Below are 26,651 nucleotides of genomic sequence, written 5' to 3'. Positions count from 1 at the left end.
GGATTCGTCAGCGCGCCGGTAGCGGCGCGCCTTGCACCCGGGCGGCCGTGCGTGGACGCAGGCGGGCAAACAGGTGCGGCCCGGCCGGTTTGCGGCGCGGTCCCGTCGTCAGCACGCGCAGGGCGGTGGGCAGCGGCACGTCGTGGCAGTGCAGGAACAGGGCGGCGGCGCCCGTGCCGGCCATTTCCTGCAAGGCCAGCGCATGCTCGACCAGCGCCGCCGTGCGCATGTCGAGCCGTACCGGGATGTCGGGTTGGAATAACTGTGTGTCGATGGGCCGTGCATTGCGCATGCTGTCCCCCGCCGGGTTCGCTAGTCAAGCCGCCAGCATAAAAGCGCCCCGGCGCCACCACTTTGCGCCAGATCAATTCCACTGTCGGATAGATTCCATAGAGCAAAAAAAACGCCAACCGTTGCCGGCTGGCGCTGAAAACCCTCGAAGGAAGAAAGGGTGGGGACGGGCTAGTAGCTCCAGCGGACTGAGATACCTACAACCTTGTCATAGCGCCGCACATCGCGCACATAGTCCGGCGTGTCGTGATAGTCGCGGTAGGTCGAGTCGAGCAGGTTGTTCGCGTCCAGCGTCACCGTGGTATTCGGGTTGAGCTTGTACGAGACCGACGCGTCCAGGGTCTTGGTGGGCGCCACGGTCAGGTGGATGCCCTTGCCGCGGTAGTTGTAGTCGTCGACGTACTTGTCGCGCCAGCTGTAGGCCAGGCGCGCCGACCACGGTCCCTGTTCGTACAGGCCGACGATATTGGCCGACCATTTCGACATGCCCGTGAACGGATGCGCGCTGCCATTCAATTCTTCCAGCTCGCCCGTCATGTAGGTGGCGTTCGCCTGCAGGCCCAGGCCGCTCATCCAGCCGGGCAGCTTGTCGTAGAACTGCTGGTAAGCCATCTCCACGCCTTGCAGATGGCCCTTCGAGGTGTTGCGCGGACGCGTGATGTCGTACTCGATGCCGTCATACGTTTCCTTGGCCGAACCGGACAGGATGTAATTCTTGAAATTGTGGCGGAACACGGTGGCCGTGACGGAACCCGTCTGCGCGAAATACCATTCCAGCGCCGCATCGAGGTTCTTGCCTTCCACGGGTTTCAGGTCGGGATTGCCGCCGCTGCCCGTCGGACGCACCATTTCCAGGCTCTTGCCCAGGGTCACGCCGGGGTTGAAGTCGGCGAAGTTCGGGCGCTGCACCGCCTTGCCGGCCGTCAGGCGGGCGACCAGGTCCTGGCGCAGCATGGCTTTCAGGGTCAGGCTGGGCAGCACGTCCGTATCGGACGTTTTCACGCGCACGGGCGTGACGATGCCGTCTTGCGAGGAATTGCCTTGCAAGTCCTGCTTGGTCTGCACCACGCGCACGCCCACGGTGCCGTCGACCGGCACTTGCGCCAGATCAAAGCCGATGCGCGCCTTGCCGTAGACGGCATTGGTTTTTTCCACATCCTTGAAGTGGGTCATCGGATCGTCCGGGCTGCGTTCGCTGCTGCCCGTAAATAACTGGCGCAAGGTGTCCGTGTTGTTGAGCATGTAGTCGCGGCACGGCGTGAGCCAGCTTTGCAGGCCGAAGTTGCCCGTGTTCTTGTGCGAGGTGCATGCCAGGCCGGGCAGGGCGTCCGCAGTCATGATCGACGTCAGTCCGCCTTGCACGTTCTTTTCGCGGATCGATTCGGCCTTGCGCTTGGCCAGGCGCACGCCGCCCGAGAATTCACGGAAGAAGCCCGTGCTGTCCATGTCGTAGGTGACGTCGCCGCGCCAGTCGGTCGAGCTGCCTTCGTCGTGGCTGTGGTTATCGTAGAAGCCGAGCAGCGTGTAGTTCTTCGGGTCCAGCATGTTGTAGCCGGGGTAGCTGATTTGCGCGCCGCCGTTGACGTTCGTGCTGCCGATCACGCTGGTCGGATGGGCGAGGAAGTCGAGGATGGGAAATTCGCGCTCGAAGTTGCTGACCGTGCGCGCCAGTTCCGTCGTGGCGCGCAGCTGCGGCGTGATGTCCCAGCGCGCGCCGATGGCGCCTTGCGAACCGATCGAGCGGTCGCGCCGCGCCTGGGTCGAACCGAGCGTGAACGGCGACCAGGGGCCGTCGATCTTGCCCACCGTGGCCGCCTGATTGGTGCCGGGGATCAGGGTGATGTCCGGGTTCTGGCCCCAGGGCAGTGAACCGACGAAGAACTGGCTGTCGAACGCGTGCTTGATCAGGGTCGACATGCCTTCCGCATACACTTCCACCTGCGAGTTCGGGCGCCACTGGAAGGCGGCATTCGCCGCGTAGCGCTTGCGGTCGCCCACGGTGGGGATCATGCCGACGGAATCGGGACCCGTGATGTTGCCCGCGTCGGGGCGCTTGACGGGTTCGGCGTTCCAGATCGTCTCGTCATAGTATTTGCTGCGCTGGTAGGACAGGCCGAGCAGGGCGCCGAATTCGCCATATGCGGTCTTCCAGCGGTTCGAGACCATGCCGCTGACGTTCGGATCCGTCGAGCCGGACTTGTCGCGGTGCTCGGCGCGCACGTTGCCCGACGCCGTAAAGCCCTTGAAATCGAACGGGCGGTTGGTGCGCACGTCGACCACGCCGGCCGTGCCGCCTTCGACCATGTCGGCGCCCTGCGATTTGTACACGTCCACGCGCTGCAGCATGGCCGTCGGGATGTCGGCCAGGTACAGGCTGCGGCCCACGGAGGTGAACATTTCACGGCCGTTGAGCAGGGTCACCACGCCGGGCAGGCCGCGGATGATGACGGAACCCGCTTCGCCGCCTTCGCGGCGGATTTGCACGCCCGTCACGCGGCCGAGGATTTCGGCCACGTTCTTGTCGGGGAATTTGCCGATTTCATCGGCGACGATGGAGTCGACCACCTGGTCGTTGTTCTTCTTGATCGTTTGCGCGCTCTGTGCCGCCCTGCGCACGCCCGTGACGGCGACGACGGCGATGCCGGTATTGTCGGCTGGCGCCGGTGCCGCCGTTTCCACCGTTGCTACCGCTTCCACGGCGGGCGCCTGTTGCGCCCAGACGGACGCGCTGCTCAGCAGGCCGGCGCCGGCCAGGGCGGCCACCGTGGCCTTCAAGGTCAGCCGTGTGTTTTGCTTGGGCGTGCGGGTGCCCGTTGCCATCGATTGCTTCATCTTGTCTCCACCTGTATTTTAGTTATGTTGAGAACGCCGCGGCAGTCGCCGCCAGAGCTGGAACTTGCTCAGAAACATGGTAGGTGGGAATGACTTTGCCCCACAAATGACTTCTTTTGCGATGTCAATACCAATTCCGGTATCCCTGCTGCATTCATGCGCCCTGGCGGCGCGCCGCGCGTTGTCGACCCTGGCGCGGGCGCGTTGCGGACGCTCCACAGCAAGTGTCAGGCGGCGCAGGGCGCGGCGCTGTGCGCCAGCCAGGCCATGAAGTGCGCCTGCGGCATGGGGCGGGCAAAATAGTAGCCCTGTAATTCATCGCAGCCGGCGTGGCGCAGCACGTCCGCATCGGCCGCGCTTTCCACGCCCTCGGCGGTCACCGTCAAGCCCAGGGTATGGCCCAGGCCGATGATGGTTTTCGTCACCGCCAGGTTTTGCGGCGAGCCGTGGATGTCCTGCACGAAGCTCATGTCGATTTTCAGCTTGTCGAGCGGGAAGCGGCACAGGTAGTTCAGACTCGAATAGCCGGTGCCGAAATCGTCGATCGACAGCGCGAAACCCAGCGCCTTGATGGCGTGCAGGGTGGCGATGGTGTCGTCCACATTGTCCATCAGGATCGATTCCGTGAGTTCGAATTCGATCTGTCCCGGCGTGACGGGAAACTCGCGCAGCACCTCGCGCAAGGTGGCCACCAGGCCGCCGCTTTTCAGCTGGATGGCCGACAGGTTGATCGACACGGCGATGTCGCCCGCGCCCGCCTCGCGCCAGGCCAGCTGCTGGCGGCACGCCTCGCGGATGACCCACGCGCCGATGGCGACGATCAGGCCCGATTCCTCGGCGGCGGGAATGAAGCTGTCGGGCGCGATCAGGCCGTGCTGCGGGTGCAGCCAGCGGATCAGGCTTTCCACGCCATTCAGGCGGCTGCTTTTCGCATCGATGCGCGGCTGGTAGTACAGCACCAGTTCCTGCCGCTCGATGGCGTGGCGCAGATCGCTTTCCAGGTGCAGCTGCTGCAGCTGCTGTTCCTGCATCTGCGGCGTGAACATGCGCGCGTGATCGCGCCCGCCGCTCTTGGCCTGGTACATGGCCGCATCGGCGTGGCGCATCAGGGTATCCATGTCGCCGCCGTGGTCCGGGTAGATGGCCACGCCCACGCTGCACGAGACATACAGCTCGTTGCCTTCCACCTGGTGCGGCTCGCGCATGGCGGGGATCAGCCGCGTGTCGAGCAGGGCGGCGATGGATGCGGCATCGCCGACGCCGTTGAGGATGACGACGAATTCATCGCCGCCCAGGCGGCTGACGGTATCGCCTTCGCGCACCAGCTGCAGCAGGCGCTTTGAGACCGATTGCAGCAGCGCGTCGCCCACGTGGTGGCCCAGCGCGTCGTTGACGTGCTTGAAGCGGTCCAGGTCGACGAACAGCACGCCCACCTTTTCGCCGCTGCGGCGCGCCTGCGCGATGGCGGCCGCCAGGCGCACTTTCGACACGTGGCGGTTCGCCAGTCCCGTCAGCGCATCGTGGTGGGCCATGTGCTCGATCTGCCGCTCGCTGGCCTTGCGTTCGCTGATGTCGAGCGAGCTGGCGATGAAATGCGTGGTGACGCCGTCGAGGTCGCGCACGGCGTTCATCACCAGCCAGGCGGGATAGCTTTCCAGCGACTTGCGCTGCACCCGGATTTCGCCCTGCCAGTAACCGCGCCGCGCCAGGGTCTGGCGCAGGCTGTCGAGCTGCTCGGGCGGGTTCTCCGGCGCGAGCAGGAAGGCCGGGCGCTTGCCGATCAGCTCCACCATGTCGTACAGCGAATGGCGGCGGAAGGCCTGGTTGACGGTGATGATGCGCATGCCGGCGTCCATCACGATCAGGCTTTCGGCCGATGCCTCGAATACCTTGGCCCACAGTTCCAGGCGCGACTCCATCAGCTTCATCTTGTTGATCGGCGTGAAGGTCGACAGCACGGCGCGCTGGCCCTGGTAGTCGATCAGGCGCGCGGAAATCAAGGCCCACGTGGGCGTGCCGCCGCCGCTCCAGCACACCTCGAATTCATCGACGGCGCCCAGGTCGCTCAAGCGCTGGAAGAAGCGCGAACGGGCTTGCGGATGCATGCCGCCCACCCACGGGTCCAGTTCCAGGCCGCCCTGCCACGCGTGCGCGGCCTGGTTCGCGTGCAGCACCTGGTGATGCGGGATCGAGGTGACCATCAGCGGGATGGGAATGGCGTCGACCAACTGGCGCTGCGCATCGGCCGCGCTGGCGCGCGCCACCAGCTCCTGCTGCGCCATGCGCTGGAAGTCGAGCTGCTGCAGCATGGTATTGAAGGCGCTGACCAGGCGGCCCGTTTCATCCTCGCTGTCCCAGATGGCGCGCAGGCTATGGTCGCCCGTTTCGCGCACTTCCTGCGCCACGCGCGCCAGGCGGCGGATGGGCAGGGCGATCTGGCGCGCGACGAAAAACACCAGGCCCAGTATCGTCACCAGCAGCAGCACGGCCGTGCCCAGGTGCAGCCACATGCGCGTGAAGAAGCCGTCCACGCGCAGCTGGATCAGACGGTGCAATTGGCCTTCCGCCGCGCGCCAGGCACGCTGCAGGGCCGCTGCGGCCACCGCATCGCGGCGCAGCAGTTCCTGCGTGCCTGCGGGGTTGGCTTGCGCGCCGGCCAGCGCCTGGGTACTGGCGCGTAACTGCGCCACGGCTTGCCGCAGGGCCGCGCGCGAGCCGTCCAGGTGCTGGCGCAGCAGCGGCGTGCTGGCCGCGAACGCCTCCGTGTAGTCGCTGCCGATGCCGGCCATGGTGGCGTCCATGCGTCCCTCCAGTATCAGGAACTGGGTCTGCAGGCGCTGGCGCTGCGCGCCTTCGGCCGTCGCCAGTTGCAGGGCCAGGGCGCGCGTGCTGTTGATCACTTCCAGCAGTTCGGGGAAGCGCAGGATCACCAGCGACATCGTGTAGTAGCTGTCCAGGTCCGGGTCGAGGATCAGGTTCGATTGGTTGCCCACGCGCGTGAGCAGTGCGCGCCCGGCCACGAAGGCGGGCGAGGGCGCGATGCTGTCGTCCGGCGCAGCGGAAATGCTGCCGGCCTGGCGCAGCAGGGCGGCAAATTGCGCATTCAGTTCGGCGCTGCGCATGCCGGCGCCGAAGCGGCTTTCGGCCTGTTCCACGGCCGCTGCCTGCGCGCCCGGCTGCGCCGTGCTGCGCGCCAGGGGCAGCAGCGCATCGCGGATCGTGGCAATGTAGTCATTGCCCGCCATCTCCTTGCGCGAGAAATCGATGGCGATGTATTTTTCGTTGATGAGGATGCCGGAAATGAAGATCACGGCGGACAGGTCGAGCAAATAGATCAGCGCCAGTTTGCGCCCCACCGTCAATTTCCCGATCATGCGCGAGATTCTGCCCACCATGCGTGCCCCACCTTCTCGTCAGCCCATTTATGTTTTCTTATGAGCAATTTTCATGCCTGAATTTACAAGCTTGCAAGGGGACTTTTGCACCATGCAGGTGCGCGGCGGGAGACGGTGGAGGATAAAAAAAGGCGGCCCGCAGGCCGCCCTTGTGTGCACTGTTACAGCGCTCAGGCTTCGGCGACGCGCTTGGCAATGTGCGCCAGCGCTTCTTCCACCTGGTCGATCAGGATCAGGCACAAATCGCCTTCGCCGAGGCGTGCCAGGGCCTTGTCGATGGCGACGAATTCGCCGTTGATTTCATCGATATGGCTGGTGCGCTTGGCGCCGTCCAGGCCCTGGCGCAGCAATGCCACCACTTCGCCGTCGGCGCGGCCGCGCTGGCACTGGTCCTGGTACAGCAGCACGTCGTCAAACGCGGCGCCGAGGATTTCCGTCTGCTGGCGGATGTCTTCGTCGCGGCGGTCGCCGGCGCCGCTGATGACCACCGAGCGGCGCTTGGCCGGCATGCTTTCCACGGCCTGCACCAGCGCCAGGATGGCGTCCGGATTGTGACCGTAGTCGGCGATCAGGGTGGCGCCCTTATAATCGAAGACGTTGAAGCGGCCCGGCGCATTGTCGGCTTCATTGGCGAAGGTTTTCAGGCCCAGCGCGATGGTTTTCCAGTTCAGGCCCACGGCCCAGGCGGCGGCCAGCGACGCCATGACGTTGTCGACCTGGAAGCCGATGGCGCCGTTGCGCGTGATCGGCACTTGCGACAGGGCGATTTCGTGGCGCTCGTTGCCTTGCGCCGCGACCAGCTTGCCGTCTTCCACGTACACCACGCGGTTGCCTTGCGCGCGGTGCGTGGCCATCACGGGATGCGTCTTGTCGGCGGCGAAGAAGGTCACCGTGCCACTGCAATTCTTGGCCATGCGCGCCACCGCAGGGTCGGTGGCGTTCAGCACGGCCACGCCGCTGTCGGCCACGTTCTGCACGATCACGCGTTTCAGGACCGCCAGGTCTTCCACGGTGGTGATGTAGTTCAGGCCCAGGTGGTCGCCCGCGCCGATATTCGTCACCACGGCGACCTGGCAGCGGTCGAAGGCCAGGCCTTCGCGCAGCATGCCGCCGCGCGCCGTCTCGAACACGGCCGCGTCCACGTCCGGGTGCAGCAGCACGTTGCGCGCGCTGCGCGGGCCGCTGCAGTCGCCGCTGTCGATCTGGCGCCCTTCGATGTACACGCCATCCGTGTTCGTCATGCCCGTGCGCAGGCCGGAAGCCGTCAGCAGGTGGGCGATCAGGCGCACGGTGGTGGTCTTGCCGTTGGTGCCGGTGACGGCAACGACGGGGATGCGGCCATCGTCGCCTTCGGCGAACATGGCGGCGATGATGGCTTCGCCCACTGGGCGCGGCTTGCCGAACGACGGCGCCAGGTGCATGCGCAAGCCCGGCGCGGCGTTCACTTCCACGATACCGGCGTTCTGCTCTTCCAGCGGTTTCAAAATGCTTTCGGAGACGACGTCGACGCCGCAGATGTCCAGGCCCACCATGTGCGCGGCCGCGACGGCGCGCGCCGCCACTTCCGGGTGCACGTCGACGGTGACGTCGGTGGCCGAGCCGCCCGTTGACAGGTTGGCGTTATTGCGCAAGATCACGCGCTGGCCCACGGGCGGCACGGATTCGGCCACGTAGCCCTGCTTGGCAAGGCTGGCCAGGGCGATGTCGTCGAAGCGGATTTTCGTCAGTGAGGTGGCGTGGCCGCTGCCGCGGCGCGGGTCCAGGTTGACCTGGTCGACCAGTTCGCGCACCGTGTGCTGACCGTCGCCCACAACTTGCGGCGGGTCGCGGCGGGCCGCCGCCACCATCTTGTTGCCGATGACGAGCAAGCGGAAATCGTGGCCCGGCAGGTAGCGCTCGACGAGGATATCGTCGCGGAATTCCTGCGCCGCGAGGAAGCCGGCCGTCAGCTGTTCGCGCGTGGTGACGTTGACGGTCACGCCTTTGCCCTGGTTGCCATCCTTCGGCTTGACGACGACGGGCAGGCCGATCTCGCAGGCGGCGGCCCAGGCGTCGTCCGCATCGATGGCGACACGGCCGTGCGGTACCGGCACGCCGGCAGAATCGAGCAGTTTTTTCGTCAGTTCCTTGTCTTGCGCGATGGCTTCCGCGATGGCGCTGGTGCCGTCCATTTCGGCGGCCTGGATCTTGCGCTGCTTGCTGCCCCAGCCGAACGTCACCAGGCTGCCTTCGGTCAGGCGGCGGAACGGGATGTTGCGGGCCACGGCGGCGTTGACGATGGCGCCCGTCGAGGGGCCCAGGCGCACGTCTTCATCGAGTTCCTGCAACTGGTGCAGGGCGCCGGCCAGGTCGAACGGCGCATCGGCCAGGGCCGCCTGGCACAGCTGCTGCGCCAGTTCCAGGGCCAGGCGGCCAACGGCTTCTTCCGAGTATTCGACGACGACCTGGAAGATGCCCGTTTCCAGGGTCGGCGTGGTGCGGCTGAAGGTGACGGGGCAGCCGGCTTGCGCCTGCAGGCCCAGCGCCGCCAGTTCCAGCACCTGCGCCATCGGCGCGGCGTTGTAGTTGCCCAGCGGTTGCAGCGGGCTCAGTTGCGGGAAGAGCGCGCGCAGGCGGGCTTCGAAGCCGGGCAGCTGGGCGATGTCGAGTTCCTGCGTGGTGCAGGAAACAATGGCTTCCACGGCGGTGTCGTGGCTCCAGAGGTTAGGGCCCCGCAAGGCCCGTACGCGAGATACTTCCATAATTAAACCGTAATCCTGTTGTGTTCTTGTGGGCCCGGCCGTGCTGGCCGGGCTTGAGTGCTGCTTTGCCTTAGTTGCCGATGCAGCCGGGGGCGGCGTCGAAGGTGCGCAGACCTGCGCAAATCAGGTCGACGGGCAGGTTCAGGGCCCAGGCGGCGGCCGCGACGGCCAGCACGCTGTCGACATTGCCGGCCGTGGCCGGTTTCAGCAGGTCCAGGCACAGCAGGACCGTTTCGATGCCGCCTTCGGCCAGCACGATGTGGTTGCCGCGCACGAACACGGCGCGCTGGCCGGCGGCCAGTTGCGCCGCGATGGCGGCCAGGCTGCCATCCTGCGCATACAGCGTCACGCTGCCGTCGCACAGCTCGGCCAGTTCCAGCACGTGCGCGTTGGCGGCGTTCAGCACGGCCACGCCCGTCGGCACCACCACGTCGACCTGGCTGCGCACGGCCTTGTACAGGCCCGCTTCGTCCAGCACGTCGAACTCCTTGACGCTATCGAGGCTGCCCATGTCCGTGACGACGCCGATCTGGCACTTGTCGTAGGCCAGGCCTTCGGCCAGGATCATGCGCGGATTGCTTTCGAACAGGGCCGTCTGCACGGTGCGGTTGAGCAGCAGGCGCTGGCCCGCATCCCAGTTCACGCAATCGCTGCTGACGACGCGGCGCTGGTCCAGGTACATGCCTTCGCTGCAGACGGCGCCCGTGTGCAGGCCCGACAGGTTGAGCAGCTTGCACAGCATGCGCACGATCAGGCTGGCGCCGCGCGTGCCCGTCACGCCGATCAGCGGAATGCGGCCCGTTTCCTCGGCGGCGAACAGGTGGTCGACGATGGCCGCGCCGACAGGGCGGGGCTGGCCTACGCCCGGCTTGATGTGCGCCAGCAGGCCGGGGCTGGCATTGACTTCGATGATGGCGCCGCGCTGTTCTTCCAGCGGACGCGTGATGTCGGTGGTGACCAGGTCGATGCCGGCGATATCCAGGCCAACCACGCGCGCGGCCAGCAGGGCCGCATGCACGACGGACGGATGCACGTCGTCCGTGACGTCGATGGCCACGTTGCCGTTCGGTTGGATCAGCACTTTCTGGCCCGCCTGCGGCACGGACAGGGCGGTCATGCCCTGGCGCTGCAGTTCCAGCACGATTTCGCCCGATTCATGCGGCTTGACGGTACCCAATGGGAAATCCTCGCCTTCGCCGCGGCGCGGGTCGGTATTGATCTGCGTGTTCACCAGTTCCAGCACGGTGGAAACGCCGTCGCCGTCGACCCACAGCGATTCGCCCTTGGCGGCCGCGATCAGCTTGTTGCCGACGACGAGCAGACGGTGTTCGTCGCCCGTGATGAAGCTTTCCACCAGCACGGCCGAGCTGTCGCCCTTGCGTGCGGCCAGGTCGTAGGCTGCCTTCACGTCGGCTTCCGTCATCAGGTTGAGCGACACGCCGCGGCCATGGTTGCCGTCATACGGCTTGACGACGACGGGCACGCCGATGTCCTGCGCTTCTTCCCAGGCCGCTTCGGCGCTGCGCACCAGACTGCCCTCGGGGACGCGCACGCCGCACGATTTGAGCAGGAATTTGGTCAGGTCCTTGTCGCTGGCGATGCCTTCGGCAATCGCGCTGGTGCGGTCCGTTTCGGCCGTCCAGATGCGGCGCTGCGCGGCGCCGTGGCCCAGCTGCACCAGGTTGCCGTCGTTCAGGCGCAAGGAAGGGATGCGGCGCTCTGTGGCGGCATCGACGATGCTGGCCGTGCTCGGGCCCAGGCAGCGCGAATCGACCATGTCGCGCAGGGGCGCCAGGGCCGCTTCCAGGTCGTAGGCTTCATCGTTGATGGCGGCCATCAGCAGTTCGCGCGCGGCGGCCAGGGCGGCGCGGCCCACGTGCTCTTCGCGCGTGCGGAAGGCCATCTTGTAGACGCCGCGCTGGCTGGTCGAGCGCGTCTGGCCGAAGCCCGTGCGCATGCCTGCCAGGTTTTGCAGCTCCAGTACCACGTGTTCGAGGATGTGGGCCGACCACGTGCCTTCGCGCAGGCGCTCGAAAAAGCCGCCCCGTTCGCCCACGCCGCAGCGGTGCTCGATCATGCCGGGGAGCCACGCCACCAGGCGTTCGTACAGGCCGGGCAGGGTATTGGATGGATAGTCTTCCAGTTCGCCGATGTCGACCCAGGCTTCAATCACCGGGCGGTAAGTCCAGATGTTGGGGCCGCGCAAGTGGGTGACGCGGGCAAATTCGATGTTCTTCTTCTTGATCATGTAAGTGGTTTCTTGATAACAAGCCAGGCGTCTGGGCGCCAGATACTTTATGTTGGCTCTACAGAGTCTTTTCAGGCTCGTGCTTGGTTCTTTATCCCGGGTATGCGCAGTGTGCCACTTTTAGAGGCCTCTTGTCGCGTTTGCTTCTCGTATTCTGCTGGTGTTGTCATTCTAATTGTTACTAATTGTTGTCATACTTGTTATAAAGATACCGACTCCGGGCTAAGCTGGAGCATTTGCGCAACAGCGGGCTGTTGTATACTTGCTCCGTATCGCGGCCGCGTTGCAAAAGCGCCGCGCCTGCCTGGCACTTCCTGCGACAGCCGCGCATTTTTTTTGCGCCGTTTTGCCATCATTCCTTACCGGCAGGCATCCATTCGATACAATACAGGAAATTGCCACTGGTGCATCCACCTCGCCATCGCGCAGTACACAAACATTGATCGGGCGTCTGCCCCATCCCCCAAATCCCGCCCTGAAGGGCTTGGCCTCGAGCCGGAGTATGCTTTACGATGACAACTGAACTGAGTGTTCCTGCAACAACTATTCCCCTCACCTCGCTGCCGGAACACTGGCTGGCGGAAGTCGAGAGCAACCTTTCTCCAGGGGAGAACGTTTTAAGTAGCGTTGAGGTTGACCTCGATGCGCGATTACGTTTCACAAAAGGCATAATTGTTGTCACTGAGAAGCGTTTACTGGCTCGTTCGCCGGGCGATACGGCCTGGAAAAGCTGGTCTTTCCGCCCTGGATTGCGCCTGACGCACCACGACCACGCCGGTGTTGGCCACCTGGAACTGTTCGACGACCACGGCCGCCTGGCTTCGTGGCGCTTCACCCTGGGCCAGAACCTGCACGCCATCCGCGTGCTGGAACAGTTCGTCGAGCGCCTCGACAGCCACCTGACGGGCCAGCCCGTGCTGGAAGCGGAGCAGGAAGTGTGTCCTAGCTGCAAGGCCCCGCTGGAGCCGGAGCAGGAAGAATGCCCGATCTGCGCCAAGGTGCTGTACACGCCGCCATCGACCTGGACCCTGTTCCGCCTGTGGCGCTTCGCCCATCCCTACCGCGGCCAGCTGGCCCTGGGCTTCCTGTTGATGCTGCTGAGTACGGCCGCGCACATGATTCCGCCCTACCTGACGGCGCCGCTGATGGACAATGTGCTGATCCCGTATCAGAACGGCAAGCATATCGACCCGTGGCTGGTGGTGTACTACATGAGCGGCTTGCTCGGTTCGGCCCTGCTGGCCTGGCTGCTGGGCTGGGGCAAGACGTATGTGCTGGCCCTGGTGTCCGAACGCATGGGCGCCGATTTGCGCTCGGCCACGTATGAACATCTGATGAAACTGTCGCTGGAATTCTTTGGCGGCAAGCGCACGGGCGATCTGATGGCGCGCATCGGCAGCGGCAGCGACCGCATCTGCGTCTTCCTGTCGCTGCATTTGCTCGATTTCGCGTCCGACGTGTTGATGATTATCATGACCGGTGTCATTTTGTGGTCGATGAACCCGTGGCTGGCCATCATGACCCTGGCGCCATTGCCCTTCATCGCCTGGATGATCCACCTGGTGCGCGACCGCCTGCGCACGGGCTTTGAAAAGATCGACCGCGTGTGGAGCGAAGTGACCAACGTGCTGGCCGATACGATTCCCGGCATCCGCGTGGTGAAGGCGTTTGCGCAGGAAAAACGCGAAGCGGCCCGCTTCCGCGACGCCAACGCGCACAATCTGGCCGTCAACGATAAATTGAACAAGGTCTGGTCGCTGTTCTCGCCCACCGTGTCCTTCCTGACGGAGATGGGCTTGCTGGTCATCTGGTGCTTCGGCATCTGGCAGTTGTCGCGCGGCGAAATCACCGTCGGCGTGCTGACCGCCTTCATCGCCTACAGTACGCGCTTCTATGGCCGCCTCGATTCCATGAGCCGCATCGTCTCCGTGACGCAGAAATCGGCGTCCGCCGCCAAGCGCATCTTCGACATCCTCGACCACGTGTCGAGCGTGCCGGAGCCGGCGCAACCGGTGAAACTGGATAAAATCGAAGGACGCATCGATTTGCGCGAAGTCGGTTTCCGCTATGGCAACCGCGCCGTCAACCGCGGCATCACCCTGAACATCAAGGCGGGCGAGATGATCGGCCTGGTGGGCCACAGCGGCTCGGGCAAGAGCACCCTGGTCAACCTGATCTGCCGTTTCTACGATGTGTCGGAAGGCGCGATCTTGCTCGACGGCGTCGATATCCGCTCGTTCGCCGTGTCCGACTACCGCCGCAATATCGGCCTGGTGCTGCAGGAGCCGTTCCTGTTCTTCGGCACCATCGCGGAAAATATCGCCTACGGCAAGCCGCACGCGACGCGCCAGGAAATCATCGCCGCCGCGCGCGCCGCGCATGCGCACGAATTCATCCTGCGCCTGCCGCAAGGCTATGATTCGATGGTGGGCGAGCGTGGTCAGGGCCTGTCCGGCGGCGAACGCCAGCGCATCTCCATCGCCCGCGCGCTGCTGATCGACCCGCGCATCCTGATCATGGATGAAGCCACATCGTCGGTAGACTCGGAAACGGAAAAAGAAATCCAGAAGGCGCTGGACAACCTGGTGCAGGGCCGCACGACGATCGCCATCGCGCACAGGCTGTCGACCCTGCACCGCGCCGACCGCCTGGTGGTGCTGGACCGCGGCCAGGTCGTCGAAGTGGGCAGCCACGATGAATTGATGGCGAAAGAGGGCGCCTATTTCCGCCTCTACGAAGCACAGGCGCGCAACAACGAACTCGCCCTGGATGACAAGGAATAAGCATGGCCAGTACAACTTTTACATTACACCGCGACACCTTCGGCAAGCTGGTGATGACGGACGCGGACGGCCAGGTCTTTGAAGGCGTGGCGCCCGTGCGCGCCTTTCCCATCCAGTCGCCCGACGAAGGCATTTCGCTGGTGCTGGGCAATGGCAAGGAAGTGGCGTGGATCGACCATGTCGACACCTTGCCCGAGCCGGCGCGCAGCCTGCTGCAGGAAGAGCTGGAAGGGCGCGAATTCATGCCCGAAATCGCGCGCGTGAAAAGCGTCTCCAGTTTCGCCACGCCGTGCACCTGGTACGTCGACACGGACCGGGGCGAGACGCAGTTCGTGCTGAAGGGCGAGGAAGACATCCGCCGCATCGGCGCCGCGTCGCTCTTGATCGCCGATAACCACGGCATTCACTTTTTGATCCGCGACATGTTCAATATCGACAAGACGACGCGCAAGATCCTCGACCGCTTCCTGTAAGCGATGCAACAATAAAAAACGGCGCCTTGAAGGCGCCGTTTTTTTTATTGGAAGGCCACTTCCGCAAAGCTGCGCAATTTGCGGCTGTGCAGCCGGTCCACGCCCTGGCGGCGCAGCAGTTCCACGGCGCGGATACCGATGCGCAGGTGCTGGTCGACGCGTTCGCGGTAGAAGTGGTTGGCCATGCCGGGCAGCTTGATTTCGCCGTGCAGCGGCTTGTCGCTCACGCACAGCAGGGTGCCGTACGGGACGCGGAAGCGGAAGCCGTTGGCGGCGATCGTCGCGCTTTCCATGTCCAGCGCGATGGCGCGGCTCTGGCTGAAACGGCGCTCCGGCGTACGCTGCGGCAGCAGTTCCCAGTTGCGGTTGTCCGTGCTGGCCACGGTCCCCGTGCGCATGATGTGTTTCAGATCATGCCCTGTCAGCTGGGTGATTTCCGCCACCGCCGTTTGCAGCGCCTGCTGGATTTCCGCCAGGGGCGGGATCGGTACCCACAGCGGCAAGTCTTCGTCGAGCACATGGTCTTCGCGCACGTACGCATGCGCCAGCACGTAGTCGCCCAGGCTTTGCGTGGTGCGCAGGCCGGCGCAATGGCCCAGCATCAGCCAGGCGTGCGGGCGCAGCACGGCGATATGGTCGGTGATTGTCTTCGCATTCGCCGGTCCCACGCCGATATTGACCATGGTGATGCCGCTGCCGTCCGCGCGCAGCAGGTGGTAGGCGGGCATCTGCGGCAGGCGCAGCGGGGCGGCGCCCAGCGCATCCTCGCTTTCCACCGTCTGTCCCACCCGGCGCGTGACCACGTTGCCCGGTTCGACGAAGGCGATGTAGCCGTCGTCGTCCGAGGGCGCGGCGGCGTCGGGCGCGCGGTCCATCAGGGCGTGGCCCAGGCGGATGAATTCGTCGATGTAGAACTGGTAATTGGTAAACAGGACGAAATTCTGGAAATGCTGCGGCGAGGTGCCGCTGTAGTGGCGCAGGCGCTGCAGCGAGTAATCCACGCGCGGCCCCGTGAACAGCGACAGCGGCTGCGCTTCGCCATGCGCCGGTTCGTGCGTGCCGTTGGCGATGCCGTCGTCCATGGCCGACAGGTCGGGCAGGTCGAACAGGTCGCGCATGGCCAGGCGGCGGCCCGCATCCATATTGCCTTCGATATGGTCATGCTCGGCGAACGAGAAATGCACGGGGATGGGCTGGGCGCTCACGCCCACTTCCAGGTGCACCTTCTGGCCGCTGTTATGGTTTTTCAGCAGCAGCGTGAACTGGTCGAGGTAATAGTCGCCGAACAGGTCGGGGCGCGTCAGGGTGGTCTCGAACACGCCGGGGCCGGCGACGAAGCCGTAGGCCAGCGGCGAGTCGGCGCGCGCCACGGTGTCCGTCTGGATGCGCACGAAGGGGTAGCAGGCGCGCACGCGCTCGTGCATGTCTTCGCCGGCGACAAAGCGCTGCAGCGCATCGCGCAAGTGTTCGATGCTGCTGCGGTAAATGGCTTGCACTTGGGCCAAAGCCAGGCGTGGATCATCGAAGCGGGAGGAGGCGATGAAGGGGGGCGTAAGCAAGCGGATTCTCCTTGTAGCGGTTCGTGCATACCATTGTAAGGCAGCAAGGCAAGTCGCGTTGGACGCGTTTTTCAGCGAACGGGGCCGCTTGACGGATTCAAATAGAATCTGTATTCTATTTGAATGGTCAGACTAGCCAAATTCAACGAAAACAACTTCATCGACAGCGCGATTGCCGTCGCCGCCCAGTGCGGCGTGGGCGCCGTCTCGATGGCCGCCATCGCCGTGAAGGCCGGTGCGCCCATCGGCTCCGTGTATCACCGCTTCGATTCGCGCAACGCCATCCTGGCGCGCGCCTGGCTGCGCGTGAAAAGCGACTTCCGCGAGGAAGTGGCCAGCCGCTGGCTGGGCGGCGATACGTGGGCCGGCGTGCACGGCTTGCTGGACTGGTGCCGGCGCAAGCCCGTGTATGCGCGCTTCCTGCTGCAATGCGCGGACAGCCCCGATTTCAGCAGTGGCCTCAGCGAGGAATTGCTGGCCGCCGTCGAAGAGGAGCAGGCGGCACTCGATGCCTGCTTTGTCCGCTGCGCCGAAGCCATGCCCGCCACCACGGAGCTTGACCTGGATCACATGCTGCTCAAATTCGTGCTGATCGACGCCCCCGTGGCCGTCGTCAAGCCTTACCTGACCCAGGAGCGGCCGATCCCCGCCAGCGTCGACGCCATGCTGCGCGCCTCGCACGACGCCGTGCGCGGCTGGGCCGCCCACACCACACACTAACCAAGAAGAAAACCATGCGCTATTCCACCCAGCTTGAACACGGCAAGAAAATCCCCCTGCACGACGAAGAAGGCTTCATCGGCATGCGCGCGGCCGGCGGCATCGCCGCCGACACGCTCGACTACATCGCGCCCTTCGTGAAACCGGGCGTCTCGACGGCCAAGCTTGACGCCCTGTGCGAGGAATTCATGCGCGCCGCCGGCGCCATCCCCGGCACCATCGATTACCACGGCTACAAGCACGCCAGCTGCATCTCCGTCAATCACGTGGTCACGCACGGCATCCCGTCCGAGACCAAGATCCTGAAAGTGGGCGACATCCTCAATATCGACGTGACGCCAAAATTCAACGGCTGGTTCGGCGACACCAGCCGCACCTTCAAGGTGGGCGCCGTCTCCATCCTGGCCAACCGCCTCGTCAACACGGCGTATGAGGCCATGATGGCCGGCATCCGCACCGTGCGTCCAGGCGCCACCCTGGGCGACGTGGGCGCCGCCATCGAGGCGGTGGCCAAGGCGCAGGGCTTTTCCTCCGTGCGCGACTTCTGCGGCCATGGCGTGGGCCAGGTCTTCCACGACACGCCGCAAGTGCTGCACTATGGCCGCGCCGGCACGGGCATCGTGCTGGAACCGGGCATGATCTTCACGATCGAACCGATGCTCAACGTGGGCAGCTACCAGGTCAAGGTCTTGCCCGACAAATGGACGACGGTGACGAAAGACCGTTCGCTGTCGGCGCAGTTCGAGCACTCGCTGGCCGTGACGGAAACGGGTTTCGAGATTTTCACCCTGACCGGCTCGACCGACCCGCTGGTGTAAGCATGGATGACGCGCGCCGGCGGCAGCTCACCGATATCGTCGCCGCGAAAGCGGGCGTGGATGTCGCTTGCGCGGCGCGCCACCTGGCGCTGCATGACGACGACGTGGCGGCCGCGCTGCGCGGCATCGACATCGAACGTTTTACGCTCACGCAGCGCCTGCTGAACAAGTACCGGCGCGATCCGGAAGACGCGCTGCAGCACGTGGCGCTGGCCGTGCTGCAGCACGAAGATATCCGCAGCGACAGCGTGCTGCGCCTGGAGCGCATCGCGGCCCTGGCGCCGCCCGTCGCCGGCGTGGTGATGCTGGCCGAGTGGCTGGCCTATGCGGACTGGGAAGGCTTCGACAGCGCCCTGTACGCGAATATCGACGCGGTGGCGGCGTTCATCGGCGGTGCACTGGACTTGCCCGAGGTGGCCGCCAACCTGCTGCAAGCGCGCGATGCAGACGTGTTTGAAACGCGGCGCCCGGCGCTGGCTGCCTCGGCCCTGCTGTTCATCGAGCGCCACACTACGCAGTTTCCCTGACGGCTGGCGCTTTGCCGCCGGCGGGCGCGCGTCTTACAATGGCGGCAAGCACTGTTGCCCCATTTTGAAGACTTCCGCATGAGCGATTTTCCCGAAGATATCTACACCGAGCCGTCCGCCGACGTGCACACCCTGAACAACCTCGGTCCCCTGACCGGCATGGCCGGCATCTGGACGGGCACGCGCGGCCTGGACGTCAAGCCGAAAGCCGACGGCCCGCGCAAGCAGGCATTCGTCGAGCGCATCGAACTGCAGCCGATCGACCCCGTCACCAATGGCCCGCAACTGTTCTACGGCTTGCGCTACTACATCCACATCACCAAGCCGGATCAGGTCAAAACGTATCATGAGCAGGTGGGCTACTGGCTGTGGGAACCGGCCACGGGCGCCGTGATCCAGACCCTGGCCATCCCGCGCGGCCAGATCGCCATGGCGTCCGGCACGACGACGGCGGACGCCACCAGTTTCGAACTGGTGGCCAAGCGCGATTCGACGGCGTACGGCATCTGCTCGAACCCCTTCCTCGAACACGCATTCACCACCGTCGAATACCGCATCAAGGTCGATATCCACGCCGATGGCACCTGGGGCTACGACGAGGACACGGTCATGTTGATCCGCGGCAAGGACGAGCCGTTCCACCACACGGACCGCAACCTGCTGACCAAGGTCGGCGAGCCGACGCCGAACCCGATGGCCCTGCAGGCGCTGGCGGCAGCCGCCTAAGGTTTTCCTTGCGCCACCGCCTTGACCGCGCGCTCCTCGCCCATGGCGGCGGCGATCTTCCAGCGCTGCATGGCGCTGGCGCGGTCGGGGCGTTTCAGGCCCGCGCCTTCCCAGTCCATCAGGCCCAGGTTGTAGATGTCGCCCGCGCTGCCCTTGTCGGCGGCCAGGGTGAACCATTTGCGCGCTTCCTTGTGGTTGACGGGAATCTGGTAGCCGCGCACGTGGTACAGGCCCAATAAGTGCATGGCTTGCGCATTGCCCTTGTTCGCGGCCTGTTTCAGCAGGTCCAGGCCGCGCGCCATGTTGCGCGGCTCCTGCCAGCCTTCGGCCAGCATCACGCCCTTCGCCGTCAGCGCATAGCTGTCGTTCTTCACCAGTCCCTTGCCGATCAGGGGCTTGGCGGCCACCTGGCGCGCTTCGCGCTGCTGCGCCGTTGGCGCGGTGATAGGGCCAGGCTTGCCTTCGCCCATCAGCAGCATCCAGCCGTACAGGCCATACGCGCCCGCGTCGCCCTTGCCGACCAGGCTTTCCAGCATGGCCAGCGCCTGCGCCTTGTCGCCATTTTCATACAGCTTGACGGCCTTGGCGCTGCTCGCGTCCTGCGGCACGGCGGCCGGCGCATGGGGCGCGACGGGCGCCGACGCCATGGCCGTTTGCTGTGGCGCGGAAACCGGGCGCACGCGCACGGGCAAGCCGTAGCTGGCGGCCAGCACGGCCAGGCTGGCGGGGGCGAGGATCAGCACTTGCGCCAGCTGGTTGCGGCGGCCCTTGCCGGCGATGCCCATGGCCCGTTCGGCCTGCCGTTCGCCGCCCAGCGCCTCGCTGAGTACCGTCTTGACCTTGCGGTTGAACAGCCAGTAACCGGCGCCCGTGACGAGCAGTCCGGCCACGGCGGCGGCACCGCGGCCGGCGAAGAACCAGGCGGCGATGGCGGCGGCCAGCGCAGCCAGCGCGCTTTTCCACCAGAATTGCTTGGCCAGCCGCGTGTAGACCTGGCGCAAGGCGCCCAGCACGCAGGTGCGCACGTTCTGCGCATAGTCGGCGGAAACGACGTCGACGTGCGCGTGGTCCGCGTCGCCGCTGAGGACGGACTCGATCACGTCCGCATTCAGTTCCGAGGCGGCCACGTCGCGCAGCGGCGTCAATAAACCCTGGACGTGGGCCGAGAACAGGCCGTCGTCGGCGCTGCCGGCCAGCGCATCGCTGAGTGCCTTGAGGTCGCCGCGCAGCAGCTTTTCCACGATGTCATCGAGCGTCAGCCAGCGCAAGTCCGTGCCGTACGCCACCAGGTGATGTTTTTCCGCGTTGCACGATGCATCCAGGCGCACGATGCGCAGCTTGCCGCCATACAGGGCGTCGACTTCCTGCGGCTGGTCTTCATTGTAAATGCTCACTTTCGCCAGGGCCAGGCTGCTGGCGATGGCCGCCAGTGAGTGCACGCTCTCCTTGTCGCGGATGCGGCGCGCGTCGTCCGGCGCCTGCTTGGGCAGGCTGACGCTGTAGCCGGGCGCCACGTGCACGTCGACCCAGGCCGCCTTGCCCACCTTGCCGGAACCGTCGCAGGGGTTGCAGCGCAAGTCGCCCACGCCGCTGCACGTGCGGCACGTAACCTTGCCGCTGGCGCGGCAGGTGCCGCAATTGATGTTGCCGGAACCGTGGCACGTGTTGCAGCTGACCTTGCCGAAGCTGCAATGGTAGCAAGAGCGATATTCGGTGCGGTATTGCGTGCGCGTTTCGCTGTGGTAGCTGGTGTGCGAGCTGCCGTTGCTGTAGGTGGTAGTGGGCACTTGCACCGTGACGTAATCGGTGACTTGCTCGGACACCGTGCCGCTGCCGCTGCAATACGAGCACGACACCTTGCCGCTGCCGTAGCAGCCATAGGCGTCGCAGCTGACGGTGCGCCCGCCGTGGCAATTCCAGCACGTTTCCGTCGTCGCGCCATAACAGGTGTGGCAGCCGATGCGGCCTTTGCCGGAACAGTTGCTGCAGGTATCGAGGTGCCAGTACTTGACGGCGTGCGGCAGGTAGACGCCCGCCTCGACGCCGTTGTAGGCATGGCCCGCCTGGCGCAAGGCATTGTCGAGCTTGCCCGCCGCGCGGCGCAGCCGCTCCTTTTCCTGCGCGTGAGCGAGTGCTCCCACTTCGTGCGAGCCACAGTGGCAGTCATTGCCCGCCGGCGCGAAATAGCCATTGATGACGCGCTGCTCGAAGCGCGCCTCGAGCGCGTAATTGGCTTGCAGGGAAAAATCCTGCAGCACGTCTTCCTCGCCCAGCGGCGTGATGTCGTGCGGCTCGAAGCGCGTCTTGTCCTGCACCAGGGTGCGCAGTTTGCCCAGCACGGTGGGCATGTCTTCCTTGTCGAGCTTGATGGGCGCAGGCGCCGTCACGGCCGTTGCTGATGCCTGGGGCATGTCCTCGCTGCCTTGGGTATCGGTGGCCGTGTCGGTGCTGGGGTTCATGCGCGTCCTTTTGCTCTCTGGAAAGATGTTTGAATTTTAGCATCCCCATATGACAAGGCGGCTACCCCTGGCTCCCTTTTTCAGCGCAGGCCGCGGCGGAACTGGTCCGGCGTGCCGCCGCCTTGACGGCGGAACATGGCGATGAAGGCCGAGGCCGTGCTGTAGCCCAGTTCCAGCGCGATCGCCTGCACGGTCGCTCCCTGTTCCAGCAGGGGCAGGGCGGCCAGGAAGCGCTGGCGCTGGCGCCATTCGCCGAACGGCATGCCCAGTTCGCGCTGGCAGCGCCGGGCCAGCGTGCGCTCGGTCACATGCAATTGCGCGGCCCACTCGGCCAGTGAGCGGTTACTGCCGGGATCAAGCTGCAGGGCGGCCAGCAGCGCCGCGATGACGGGTTCGTCGCTGCCGGGCAAATAGTTGCGGCTGCACGGCGCCAGCTGCAACTGGTCGACCAGTACTTGCGCCAGGCGCTGGTCGGCGGCCGTGGCGGGCGTGGTGACGCCCCGTTCGGCAAAGTCGCCGAGGATGGCCTTGAGCAGGGGACTCAATACCAGCGCGCACGGCTGCGCCGGCAACTGCGCGCACAGGCTGGCATCGATATACGCGGAGTGAAACACGACGTCCTGGCGGATATAGCCATCGTGCAAGGTCTCGGGAGGTATCCACACGGCGTACTGGGGCGGCGACAGGTAGCGCTGGCCTGCCACCATGATTTCCATCACGCCCGTGGAACAATACGTGAGCTGGCCCCACGGATGGCTCTGGTAATCGAATTGCTGGTGCGCGTGATAGTCGTCGAGGCGAAAGTACACGGGATAGGGCAGGGCGTCGGAAACGGCGGGAAAGTGCTGGTTGCTGGCCATCGGATCTCCTGTTTTGTCCTGTTCTTTGCATCGTTTGTCCGATATGCATTATATCCATGGAATCGGACCATGCGAAAATGGTGCTCGTTGAATAGTGGAGTTCCTGCATGAAAGCCAAGCATTATCTGTTTCCCGTGATCGCCGTGCTGATCTGGGCCATCAATACCATCGTCAGCAAGATGGCCGTGGGCGTGATCGATCCGGCCGCCATCTCGTTTTACCGCTGGCTGCTGGCCGGCGTGCTGCTGGCGCTCGTGTTTGGCCGCGCCGTGTGGAAGCAGCGTGTCGTGGTGAAACCATATCTTGGGAAACTGTTTGTGCTGGGCATGTTGGGCATGGTCATGTACCAATGCCTCGCCTACATCGCGGCGCAAACGACGACGGCCACCAACATGGGCATCCTCGCTTCGCTGATGCCGCTGCTGGCCGTGGGCCTGTCCGTCTTGCTGCTAGGCGAGGCGCCTACCGTGGGCGGCGTGTTTGGCGGCTTCGTGTCCTTGCTGGGACTCGGCTACTTGCTTAGCCATGGCGACCCGGCCGCCCTGATCGCCCATGGCGCGGCCGTGGGCGACGCCCTGATGCTGCTGGCGTGCCTGTCGTATGCGGGCTATGGCGTGCTGCTCAAGCGCTGGAAGATTCCGCTGAATAACTGGCACTCCCTGCTGATCCAGGTGTGGTGCGCCGTGCCCGTGCTATTCGTGTATTACCTGAGCCAGTCCGCGCCGCCCGTCACCGGCGCCGGCTTGCCGCTGGTGCTGTTCGCCGGCATCCCCGCGTCCATCGTCGCGCCGTTCTTGTGGATGCATGGACTGGCCAAGCTGGGCCCGAGCCGCGCCACGACTTTGATGAATCTGCTGCCCGTGTTCACGGTGATCATCGCCATGCTGTTCCTCGGTGAAACCTTGCACAGCTACGATGTGATTGGCGGCGGCGTGACCCTGCTGGGCGTGGTGATGGTGCAGTACCTGAAACGCCCATTGAAGCGCGCACAAGCGTAGTATTTTTGCTATGCTGATGTTTTGCACAAGGAGACGGCATGCACAGCATCGATACCCTCGATACCCTGTTAAGCGAACTGGAAGCATTCGGTAACACCAATGATGCGGCGCATACGGAGCGTGCCAGCCGCATGCTCAATATCACGCGCGACACGGGTGAATTGCTGGCCGTGCTGGTGCACGCGCGCGGTGCGCGGCGGGTGCTGGAAATCGGCACCTCGAACGGCTATTCCACCCTGTGGCTGGCGCGCGCGGTACAGCCGCTTGGCGGCAGCGTGGTGACGGTGGAAAAGGCGCAGGACAAGTTCGACATGGCGCATGCCAACTTTGTGCGCGCGCAACTGCAAGGCGTGATTGGCCAGTTGCTGGCGGACGCGGGCGACGTGCTGCGCGATGCGGCTGACGGCGCCTACGATTTCATCTTCCTCGATTCCGCGCGCCAGCAATATCAGTCCTGGTGGCCGCAGCTGGACCGCGTGCTGGCGGCCGGCGGCGTGCTGGTGGTCGACAATGCCAGTTCGCATTACGCGGACATGGCCGGTTTTATCGACGCCATCCGCGCCGACAGCCGCTACACGGCGTGCCTGGCGACGGTCGGCAAGGGCGAATTCATCGCCGTCAAGGCGGGCAACTGATTATTCGGCAACGATAGCCGCTTCCAGCACGCGCACCAGCGATTCGACGCCTTGCGCGTCGACGTCGTCGAAGCGGCCGGGCAAGGGGCTGTCGAGGTCGAACACGCCGATGATTTGACCCTGCGCAAACACGGGCACCACCAGTTCCGAGCGGGAATTGACGTCGCAGGCGATGTGGCCAGGAAACGCGTGCACATCCTGCACGACGATGGACTTGCCTTCGACCACCGTGGTGCCGCACACGCCGCGGCCCTTCTTGATGCGGATGCAGGCTGGCTTGCCTTGGAACGGTCCCAGCACCAGTTCCTCGCCTTTCAGGAAGTAAAAGCCGGCCCAGTTGAGGCCCGGCATCGTGTTGAAGACCAGCGAACTGAAGTTGGCCGTATTGGCGATAAAATCGCTCTCGCCGGCCAGCAAGCCTTGCAGCTGCGAGCGCAGGTCCGCATACATGGCGTGCTTGGCTGCGGGGGTATCGGTGCCGTAGGCGGCGTCGCTGATGGTAAACGTCATGGTCGTGGTGGCGCTGAAAAATGGGGAAGGCGCCATGGTAGCGCGTCTGGCGCATCCGCGCGCGGCCTTCACTTTTTCAAATGTTCTTGCGCCAGCTGGCGCAGCAGGGGCAGGGCCGCATGGCCGTGCTCTTCCCGCCAGGCCAGGCCGATGCCGGCCGCCAATTCCTCGCCTTCCACCAATGGCCGGTAGACCACGCCAGCCAGGCGCAGCGCGCGGAACGAGTCGGCCAGCAGCGCCATGCCCTTGCCGGCAGCCACGTCGCCGAGCAGCACATGGTGGTCGGGCGCTTCGCGCAGGAAAATCGGCGCGAAACCATGCCGGCGGAAAACTACCTGGCAATGGTCGAAGAAGGCGGGCTGGCGCGCCCGCTCGAACCAGTAGACGGATTCCTGGGCGATATCCAACAGGCTGAGCTTGCGCCTTTGCGCCAGCCGGTGCCCGGCGGGCAGGGCCAGCATCATGGGCTGGTGCGCCAGCGGCTGCACGGCCAGCTCGAAGGTGGCGCTGGGCAAGGCCAGCAGGGCTGCATCGAGCTGGCCCTTGCGCACGCCGGCCACCAGGCGCGGCGAGGGGGCGGACGTCAGTTCCAGGCGGATACTGCCCAGTTGTCCTTCCAGCGCCGCCAGCAAGGGCCGGAACAGGCCGGCCGCCACGGAACTGGTCAAGCCCAGGCGCAGGCGCGCGGGCGCGCTGTCTTGCCGCAACGACGTTTGCGCAATATCAAGCAAATCGAGGATGTGCAGCGCCTGCGGCAGCAAGGTATGCCCCGCCTGCGTCAGGGCCACGCCCTGCGTGTCGCGTTCGAACAATCGCGCGCCCAGCCGCTCTTCCAGCGCCTTGATGGCGCGCGACAGGGGCGGCTGGGTCATGTGCAATTGCTCCGCCGCCTGGCGGAAGTTCAGGCAGCGGGCGACGGCGCAAAACAGGCTCAAGGCATGGGTATCGAGGGCTCTCATACCAGAAAGGTATCACGAAATCGCCCATTCCCCCGCCGGCCGGCACGGCCTAGACTGGCTGCATCGAGTCAACACGTGAGGAGAGCAGCATGCAACAACGACGCATCGGCAATAGCGGTTTGACCAGCTCGGCACTGGGCCTGGGCTGCATGGGCATGTCGGAATTTTATGGTGCCACGGACGAGGCGCAATCGCTGGCCACCCTGGAAGCGGCCCTGACGGCAGGCGTGACCCTGTTCGACACGGCCGACGCCTACGGTTTCGGCCACAACGAGCAATTGCTGGGACGTTTTCTGAGCAACCATCGCGGCCAGGCCCTGGTCGCCACCAAGTGCGGCCTGGCGCGCGAGGCGGGCAGTTATGCGCGCCGCGTCGACAATTCCCCCGCCACCATCCGCCAGGCGTGCGAAGCGTCGCTGGCGCGCCTGGGCGTGGAGGCCATCGACCTGTTCTACCTGCACCGCCTGAACCTGGAGACGCCGCTGGAGGAATCGATGGGTGCGCTGGCGCAGCTGCTGCAAGCAGGAAAAATTCGCGCCGTGGGCCTGTGCGAAGTGAGCGCCGCCACCTTGCGGCGCGCGGTGGCGCTTTGCCCCGTGGCGGCCGTGCAGAGCGAATACTCGCTGTGGACGCGCGAACCGGAGCAGGGCGTGCTGGCCGCCTGCCGCGACGTGGGCGCCAGCTTCTTTGCCTACAGCCCGCTGGGGCGCGGTTTCCTGACGGGCGCCATCGCCGATGCGGCCAGTCTCGACGCGGGGGATTTCCGCCAGTTCAATCCCCGTTTTTCATCCGACAGCCTGGCGCGCAACCAGGCCATCGTCGCGCAGGTCCGGGACCTCGCGCGCGCAAAAGGCTGCACGCCGGCCCAGCTGGCGCTGGCCTGGCTGCTGGCGCAAGGCGACGACCTCATTCCCATCCCCGGCACCAAGCGCATCGCGTATTTGCACGACAACCTGGGCGCGCTGGCCGTGCGGCTGGACGGCGCGGAACTGGCGGCGATGAATGCCGCCTTTCCCTTGGGCATGGCGGCGGGCGCGCGTTATACGGAGGAAGGCATGAAGGGCGTGGATGCCTGAAAAAGATGGCGCAGTGTACGCCAGCGTACCTAACTGACACT

19 protein-coding genes are annotated in these 26,651 nt (G+C 65.2%); 9 read left to right on the top strand and 10 right to left on the bottom strand.

The features are described from left to right. Positions 1–7: 7 nt before the first annotated feature. From OX460_RS10320 to cphA (OX460_RS10300), 5 genes are all read right to left on the bottom strand, one after another. On the bottom strand, positions 8–292 hold the full coding sequence (locus OX460_RS10320; RefSeq protein ID WP_077407612.1) for a hypothetical protein: 285 nt from the start codon (positions 290–292) through the stop codon (positions 8–10). Positions 293–462: 170 nt separating this feature from the next. Then, the gene (locus OX460_RS10315) at positions 463–3,123 is read right to left on the bottom strand and encodes a TonB-dependent receptor (RefSeq protein ID WP_289898587.1); all 2,661 of its coding nucleotides are present in this window, start codon (positions 3,121–3,123) and stop codon (positions 463–465) included. 227 nt (positions 3,124–3,350) lie between these two features. Then, a complete protein-coding gene (locus OX460_RS10310; protein WP_289898586.1) occupies positions 3,351–6,497 on the bottom strand; it encodes an EAL domain-containing protein in 3,147 nt (1,048 codons plus the stop codon). Between the two features lie 191 nt (positions 6,498–6,688). After that, positions 6,689–9,259 carry a cyanophycin synthetase gene (gene cphA / locus OX460_RS10305; RefSeq protein ID WP_289898585.1) on the bottom strand — a complete coding sequence of 857 codons (2,571 nt, stop codon included), beginning with the start codon at positions 9,257–9,259 and terminating at the stop codon, positions 6,689–6,691. A gap of 70 nt (positions 9,260–9,329) precedes the next feature. Next, positions 9,330–11,507, bottom strand: coding sequence for a cyanophycin synthetase (gene cphA / locus OX460_RS10300; protein WP_289898584.1), 2,178 nt, complete (start codon positions 11,505–11,507; stop codon positions 9,330–9,332). Between the two features lie 512 nt (positions 11,508–12,019). Here cphA (OX460_RS10300) and OX460_RS10295 point away from each other — a divergent pair. Then, on the top strand, positions 12,020–14,290 hold the full coding sequence (locus OX460_RS10295; RefSeq protein ID WP_251350402.1) for an ABC transporter ATP-binding protein: 2,271 nt from the start codon (positions 12,020–12,022) through the stop codon (positions 14,288–14,290). Between the two features lie 2 nt (positions 14,291–14,292). Continuing rightward, on the top strand, positions 14,293–14,763 hold the full coding sequence (locus OX460_RS10290; protein ID WP_099666965.1) for a DUF1854 domain-containing protein: 471 nt from the start codon (positions 14,293–14,295) through the stop codon (positions 14,761–14,763). A gap of 44 nt (positions 14,764–14,807) precedes the next feature. On the opposite strand, the gene OX460_RS10285 is transcribed toward OX460_RS10290, so the two are convergent. After that, entirely contained in the window at positions 14,808–16,322 is a 1,515-nt protein-coding gene (locus OX460_RS10285; protein ID WP_289898583.1) for an AMP nucleosidase, read from the bottom strand. Between the two features lie 123 nt (positions 16,323–16,445). Between OX460_RS10285 and OX460_RS10280 the strand changes: the two genes are divergently transcribed. The 4 genes from OX460_RS10280 (at position 16,446) to OX460_RS10265 (ending at position 19,113) form a co-directional block, all read left to right on the top strand. Next, on the top strand, positions 16,446–17,042 hold the full coding sequence (locus OX460_RS10280) for a TetR/AcrR family transcriptional regulator (protein WP_034783384.1): 597 nt from the start codon (positions 16,446–16,448) through the stop codon (positions 17,040–17,042). A gap of 14 nt (positions 17,043–17,056) precedes the next feature. Further along, the gene (gene map, locus OX460_RS10275; RefSeq protein WP_251350404.1) at positions 17,057–17,860 is read left to right on the top strand and encodes a type I methionyl aminopeptidase; all 804 of its coding nucleotides are present in this window, start codon (positions 17,057–17,059) and stop codon (positions 17,858–17,860) included. Between the two features lie 2 nt (positions 17,861–17,862). Further along, the gene (locus OX460_RS10270) at positions 17,863–18,387 is read left to right on the top strand and encodes a hypothetical protein (RefSeq protein ID WP_289898582.1); all 525 of its coding nucleotides are present in this window, start codon (positions 17,863–17,865) and stop codon (positions 18,385–18,387) included. A gap of 78 nt (positions 18,388–18,465) precedes the next feature. Then, positions 18,466–19,113, top strand: coding sequence for a heme-binding beta-barrel domain-containing protein (locus tag OX460_RS10265; RefSeq protein WP_251350406.1), 648 nt, complete (start codon positions 18,466–18,468; stop codon positions 19,111–19,113). On the opposite strand, the gene OX460_RS10260 is transcribed toward OX460_RS10265, so the two are convergent. Both OX460_RS10260 and OX460_RS10255 read right to left on the bottom strand, forming a co-directional pair. Next, positions 19,110–21,572, bottom strand: a complete 2,463-nt coding sequence (locus OX460_RS10260) for a hypothetical protein (RefSeq protein WP_289898581.1) — start codon at positions 21,570–21,572, stop codon at positions 19,110–19,112. The genes OX460_RS10265 and OX460_RS10260 overlap by 4 nt on opposite strands. An 80-nt stretch (positions 21,573–21,652) precedes the next feature. Next, positions 21,653–22,432 (bottom strand): helix-turn-helix transcriptional regulator, encoded by a 780-nt coding sequence (locus tag OX460_RS10255; protein WP_289898580.1) that lies wholly within the window; start codon positions 22,430–22,432, stop codon positions 21,653–21,655. A gap of 107 nt (positions 22,433–22,539) precedes the next feature. Between OX460_RS10255 and OX460_RS10250 the strand changes: the two genes are divergently transcribed. Next, on the top strand, positions 22,540–23,430 hold the full coding sequence (locus OX460_RS10250; protein ID WP_289898579.1) for a DMT family transporter: 891 nt from the start codon (positions 22,540–22,542) through the stop codon (positions 23,428–23,430). A gap of 38 nt (positions 23,431–23,468) precedes the next feature. Then, entirely contained in the window at positions 23,469–24,065 is a 597-nt protein-coding gene (locus OX460_RS10245) for a class I SAM-dependent methyltransferase (RefSeq protein WP_289898578.1), read from the top strand. Here the strand turns inward: OX460_RS10245 and OX460_RS10240 are convergent, their stop codons facing one another. Together OX460_RS10240 and OX460_RS10235 are read right to left on the bottom strand one after the other, a co-directional pair. Next, the gene (locus tag OX460_RS10240) at positions 24,066–24,515 is read right to left on the bottom strand and encodes a GAF domain-containing protein (RefSeq protein WP_289898890.1); all 450 of its coding nucleotides are present in this window, start codon (positions 24,513–24,515) and stop codon (positions 24,066–24,068) included. 128 nt (positions 24,516–24,643) lie between these two features. Continuing rightward, positions 24,644–25,534 (bottom strand): LysR family transcriptional regulator, encoded by an 891-nt coding sequence (locus OX460_RS10235; protein ID WP_289898577.1) that lies wholly within the window; start codon positions 25,532–25,534, stop codon positions 24,644–24,646. 89 nt (positions 25,535–25,623) lie between these two features. Between OX460_RS10235 and OX460_RS10230 the strand changes: the two genes are divergently transcribed. After that, positions 25,624–26,610 (top strand): aldo/keto reductase, encoded by a 987-nt coding sequence (locus OX460_RS10230; RefSeq protein WP_289898576.1) that lies wholly within the window; start codon positions 25,624–25,626, stop codon positions 26,608–26,610. Positions 26,611–26,651 lie beyond the last annotated feature (41 nt).

This window comes from Janthinobacterium sp. SUN033 (assembly GCF_030397595.1).
GTDB lineage: Bacteria > Pseudomonadota > Gammaproteobacteria > Burkholderiales > Burkholderiaceae_D > Janthinobacterium > Janthinobacterium kumbetense.
Note: the sequence above shows the minus strand (reverse complement) of the source record. Positions and strands in the feature narration are given on the sequence as shown.

Excerpts from the sequence above, each read along its gene's own strand:
- OX460_RS10265 (WP_251350406.1), top strand. The coding sequence starts at position 18,466 with ATGAGCGATTTTCCCGAAGATATCTACACCGAGCCGTCCGCCGACGTG.
- OX460_RS10270 (WP_289898582.1), top strand. The coding sequence starts at position 17,863 with ATGGATGACGCGCGCCGGCGGCAGCTCACCGATATCGTCGCCGCGAAA.
- OX460_RS10295 (WP_251350402.1), top strand. The coding sequence starts at position 12,020 with ATGACAACTGAACTGAGTGTTCCTGCAACAACTATTCCCCTCACCTCG.
- OX460_RS10280 (WP_034783384.1), top strand. The coding sequence starts at position 16,446 with ATGGTCAGACTAGCCAAATTCAACGAAAACAACTTCATCGACAGCGCG.
- cphA (WP_289898585.1), bottom strand. The coding sequence starts at position 9,259 with ATGGAAGTATCTCGCGTACGGGCCTTGCGGGGCCCTAACCTCTGGAGC.
- OX460_RS10235 (WP_289898577.1), bottom strand. The coding sequence starts at position 25,534 with ATGAGAGCCCTCGATACCCATGCCTTGAGCCTGTTTTGCGCCGTCGCC.
- OX460_RS10240 (WP_289898890.1), bottom strand. The coding sequence starts at position 24,515 with ATGTATGCGGACCTGCGCTCGCAGCTGCAAGGCTTGCTGGCCGGCGAG.
- OX460_RS10250 (WP_289898579.1), top strand. The coding sequence starts at position 22,540 with ATGAAAGCCAAGCATTATCTGTTTCCCGTGATCGCCGTGCTGATCTGG.
- OX460_RS10320 (WP_077407612.1), bottom strand. The coding sequence starts at position 292 with ATGCGCAATGCACGGCCCATCGACACACAGTTATTCCAACCCGACATC.
- cphA (WP_289898584.1), bottom strand. The coding sequence starts at position 11,507 with ATGATCAAGAAGAAGAACATCGAATTTGCCCGCGTCACCCACTTGCGC.
- OX460_RS10230 (WP_289898576.1), top strand. The coding sequence starts at position 25,624 with ATGCAACAACGACGCATCGGCAATAGCGGTTTGACCAGCTCGGCACTG.
- map (WP_251350404.1), top strand. The coding sequence starts at position 17,057 with ATGCGCTATTCCACCCAGCTTGAACACGGCAAGAAAATCCCCCTGCAC.
- OX460_RS10290 (WP_099666965.1), top strand. The coding sequence starts at position 14,293 with ATGGCCAGTACAACTTTTACATTACACCGCGACACCTTCGGCAAGCTG.
- OX460_RS10245 (WP_289898578.1), top strand. The coding sequence starts at position 23,469 with ATGCACAGCATCGATACCCTCGATACCCTGTTAAGCGAACTGGAAGCA.
- OX460_RS10260 (WP_289898581.1), bottom strand. The coding sequence starts at position 21,572 with ATGAACCCCAGCACCGACACGGCCACCGATACCCAAGGCAGCGAGGAC.
- OX460_RS10315 (WP_289898587.1), bottom strand. The coding sequence starts at position 3,123 with ATGAAGCAATCGATGGCAACGGGCACCCGCACGCCCAAGCAAAACACA.
- OX460_RS10255 (WP_289898580.1), bottom strand. The coding sequence starts at position 22,432 with ATGGCCAGCAACCAGCACTTTCCCGCCGTTTCCGACGCCCTGCCCTAT.
- OX460_RS10310 (WP_289898586.1), bottom strand. The coding sequence starts at position 6,497 with ATGATCGGGAAATTGACGGTGGGGCGCAAACTGGCGCTGATCTATTTG.